The sequence below is a fragment of the Corynebacterium sp. genome, from assembly GCF_012837295.1.
Taxonomy (GTDB): Bacteria; Actinomycetota; Actinomycetes; order Mycobacteriales; family Mycobacteriaceae; genus Corynebacterium.
The window spans coordinates 1-4,237 of record NZ_DURI01000322.1 but is presented as its reverse complement, the minus strand read 5'-3'; the positions used below and the strand labels follow the sequence as shown (position 1 = coordinate 4,237).

Here is a 4,237-nt window from a genome sequence, read left to right as displayed (position 1 = left end):
GAGACTTACGCCTCGGCGGTCTCGGCCTCGACGATGTTGACGGTGCGCTTGTTGCGCTTGGTGCCGAACTGGACGGCGCCGGCCTTCAGGGCGAAGAGCGTGTCGTCGCCGCCACGGCCAACGTTCTCACCGGGGTGGAACGAGGTGCCGCGCTGGCGGACCAGGATCTCGCCGGCCTTGACCTGCTGGCCGCCGAAACGCTTCACGCCGAGGCGCTTGGCCTCGGAGTCGCGGCCGTTGCTGGTGCTGGATGCACCCTTCTTGGAAGCCATGATTCCTCCTTAAGGAAAAGCTTGTTTCGGTGGCTTACTTGGAAACGCCGGTGATCTTCAGGACCGTCAGCGGCTGACGGTGGCCGAAGCGACGCTTGTAGCCGGTCTTGTTCTTGTAGTGCATGCCGCGGATCTTCGGGCCCTTGGCGGCCTCGACGATCTCGGCGTTCACGGTGATCTTGGCAAGCTTCTCGGCGTCGGAGGTGACGTCGGAGCCGTCGACGAGCAGAACCGGGGTGAGAGCCACGGTGGAACCCGGCTCACCCTCGATCTTCTCGACCTTGACGAGGTCACCTTCGGCAACCTTGTACTGCTTGCCGCCGGTCTTGACGATCGCGTACATAGGAGGGCTACCCCTTTTTCGTTTACTCGACTCGAGGGACGAAAGCCCCTCGACATGGACAGTTTCTTCTGCGTTCAGTGGCGGGCCTCATGGCTCGTCGACGCGGTTTCCCGCTTGCGCCCGGCATGTGCTCGATTCGGGCATGCCCGATACGCCTCTGAACAGCGACTGGTCAAGACTAGCGAATCGCCCCCGCAAATGACAAACCGCGTTGCGGCCGCACCCGACGTGCGCGCCGAAGTTCGCGGCGGCGCCGGAGTTCTCGCGGCGGGGCCGTCGGCAAGCCGACCATCACCGCTTGCTTTACGACGATGGACGCGCCAGTCACATGCGCAACAACGCTAACACGCCGCCTCGGCGGATGACGCGAATCGGCCCCCGGTCCGCGTTCAATGTCGCGGGCCGGGGGCCGTGGTCACTTCAGGGCGTCCGGGCTATCCGCGCGAGGTCCGGCGGACGGCGCGGCGACGACCCCGGCGAGGCTTGCCGGCGGCATCGTCTTGCTTTGCGACGCCACCCTTCTCCCCTTCGCCCTTGGCCTCGGAAGACTTCGCCTTGTGTCCGGCGTTCTTCTTCGGCGCTTCCTTGGCGGCGTCACCGGCTCCGTCCTTGGCGGACGCGGCTGCGGCACCCGCATCACCCTGGGAGGTCACGCGGCGGACGGCGCGACGTCGACCGCGGCGACGGGTGGGACGACCGGAGTCGGCGCCCGAACCCTCGCCGGAATCGGCCTTCGCGTCGGCCTTTCCATCGGTCTTCGGCTCGGGCTTCACATCGACCTTCGCCTCGGCCTTGGTCTCGGCGTCGTCGCCGGCCCCGGAATCCTGCTGCGGCGCATCGGACGCAACGCGGGTGCCGGCGGTGCGGCGCGAGCGACCGCGCGAACCGCGGCCACCACGTCCGCCGCGACCATTGCCGCCGCCGTTTCCACCGTCGTGGCCGTCCATGCCGTCGTGGCCTTCCTTGCCGCCCTTGCCGGCATCGGAATCGGCGGAACCATCGCGATCCGACGCGGTCGCGGCCTTGCCCGCTTCCTCATCCTTGGCGGAGCTCTTCGCCGCAGCCTTCTCGACTCCGAAATCCTCCGGCTTCGGCGCATGGTCCGACCGCGAGCGACCGCGGGTCGGGCGGTTGCGGCGCGGCGACTTCTCGAACGCCGCCAGCGCCTCCTCGTACGTCTCCGGCTCGGCCGGGGCGTCATCGGCGCCGCGCTCGGGCTTGGCGTCGACGGACACGGTGCGCTCGGGGGTCTCGGAGACCCCGCCCCGCTTGCCGCGCCGCTCACCGGAACCGCGACGGCCCTTCGAGCCGGCCTGCTCCCGGTCGCCGCGCTGCGTCCGCGACTGCTGCGACTGCTCGGCCTGGTCGGACTGATCGGCCTTGCCGGTCTTCTCCGCCCGCCCGGACTTCTCGGACGCGTCCGCCTTCGCCGACTGCTCCGACGCATCCGACCGCTGCTTCCGCGGCTCATCGGACTGGGCGTCCTGCGCCTGCTGCGACGCGTGCACGACGCGGCGGCGACGGCGGCGCGTGGACCTCGAGACGTAGCGGTCGTCCGACGGCTCGTCCGGATCCTTGTCCCGCGCCTCGGCCACGGCCTGCGCGGCGACGCGCGCCAGGGCATCCCCGACGTCGGCGTGCTCGTCACGGTTGTCGCGCGACGCTTCACGACGACGCGTCTGCTCATCATCCGACGCCGACTCATCGGCGCCGCGGGAGTCGCCGGCCTCACCGCGACCACGCGACGTGGAACGACGGCCACGGCGACGATGACGCGGCGGACGAGACTCCTCCGACTCGGCCCGCGTCACCGACTCGTCGACGGCGCGATCCTCCTCGGAGATCTCCTCGACCTGATCCGCACGGTCACCACGCTGGTCGCCACGGCGGTCATCACGCTGGTCATCGCGGCGCTGTTCGTCGCGATCATCGCCCTGCCGCTCGTCCCGGCCCTGCTCCGACCCCTGGCCGGAACCGCCGCCGCGACGGGAACCGCGGCGACCACGGCGACGTCGGCCGGAGCCGCCGCCACCCTCGCGGTCGTCGGAGGACGAACCGCGCGAGGCGTCGTCAAGCTGGTCTTCCTGCACCGCATCGTCGGACTTGGGCTCATCCTTGGCGGGCTCGTCGGCGTGATCCTTGCGGTGCATGGCCTCGGCCACCGGATGCTTGCCCGGAGCCTGGGCGCGGCGGCCGCGCGGGCGACCCCGCTGCGGCTCGTGGTCGTGCTCCACCGGATCGACGTGAATGACCAGGCCACGGCCATCGCAGGCCTCGCAGGTGGTCGAGAACGTCTCCAGCAGGCCGGTGCCCAGGCGCTTGCGCGTCATCTGCACCAGGCCCAGCGACGTCACCTCGGAAACCTCGTGGCGCGTGCGGTCGCGGCCCAACGCCTCCTTCAGGCGGCGCAGCACCAGATCCTGGTTCTCCGGCAGCACCATGTCGATGAAGTCGACGACGATCATGCCGCCGAGATCGCGCAGGCGCATCTGGCGGACGATCTCCTCGGCGGCCTCGAGGTTGTTGCGGGTGACCGTCTCCTCCAGGTTGCCGCCGGCACCGGTGAACTTGCCGGTGTTTACGTCGACGACGGTCATCGCCTCGGTGCGTTCGATGATCAGCGTGCCGCCCGACGGCAGCCACACCTTGCGGTCCAGCGCCTTGGCCAGCTGCTCGTCGATGCGGTGGTGGGCGAAGACGTCCTCGCCGCCGTGCTGCTCCGCGCGGTAGCGCTGCAGGCGGTCCGCCAGATCCGGCGCGACCTCGTCGACGTAGGACCGCACGACGCCCCACGCCTTGTCGCCCTCGACGACCAGACGCGAGAAATCCTCGTTGAACAGGTCGCGGACGACCTTGATCAGCATGTTCGGCTCTTCGTACATGGTCACCGGCTTGGCGCCCTTGCGGTTCTTCGCTTCCGCGGTGCGCTTGTCGATGTCCTGCCACAGGCCCTCGAGCCGCTTCACGTCCGCGGCGATGGCCTCCTTGGACACGCCCTCCGCGGCCGTGCGGATGATCGTGCCCGAGCCCGACGGGGTGACCTCCTTGAGGATCTCCTTCAGGCGCTTGCGCTCCGGCTCCGGCAGCTTGCGCGAAATGCCCGCGCTGTGGCCGCCCGGCACGTAGACGAGGAAGCGGCCGGCCAGCGAAATCTGCATGGACAGGCGGGCGCCCTTGTGGCCCAGCGGATCCTTCGTCGCCTGGACGAGCACCTGGTCGCCGGCCTTGAGCGCGTGCTCGATGCGGCGGGAACGCCCCGACGAGCCGAACGCGCGCCAGTTGACGTCCGCCGAGTACAGCACGCCGTTGCGGTCGGTGCCGATGTCGATGAACGCGGCCTCCATGCTCGGCAGTACGTTCTGCACGCGGCCGAGGTAAATGTCGCCGATGATCGACGTCTGCGTGTCCGAGGTGACGAAGTGCTCGACGAGCAGGTCGTCCTCCAACACGCCGACCTGCGTGACCATGCCGTGGCCGTCGTGGCGGCGGCGCTCGCGCACCACCATCGTGCGCTCGACGGACTCGCGGCGGGCGAGGAACTCGGCCTCCGAAATCACGTGGCGCTTGCGGGATTCGGCGCGGCGATCCGCGCGACGGCGGCGCTGCGCCTCCAGGCGCGTCG

The 4,237-nt window shown here is 69.7% G+C and carries 3 protein-coding genes; all 3 read right to left on the bottom strand.

Going from position 1 to position 4,237, the window contains the following annotated elements; genetic code table 11:
- Positions 1–5 precede the first annotated feature (5 nt).
- On the bottom strand, positions 6–272 hold the full coding sequence (gene rpmA / locus GX015_RS10615) for a 50S ribosomal protein L27 (protein WP_046650489.1): 267 nt from the start codon (positions 270–272) through the stop codon (positions 6–8).
- A gap of 34 nt (positions 273–306) precedes the next feature.
- Positions 307–615 carry a 50S ribosomal protein L21 gene (rplU, locus tag GX015_RS10610; protein ID WP_046650490.1) on the bottom strand — a complete coding sequence of 103 codons (309 nt, stop codon included), beginning with the start codon at positions 613–615 and terminating at the stop codon, positions 307–309.
- Positions 616–1,049: 434 nt separating this feature from the next.
- The coding region (locus GX015_RS12750; protein WP_366926284.1) for an Rne/Rng family ribonuclease at positions 1,050–4,237 on the bottom strand (3,188 nt) is incomplete at its 5' end.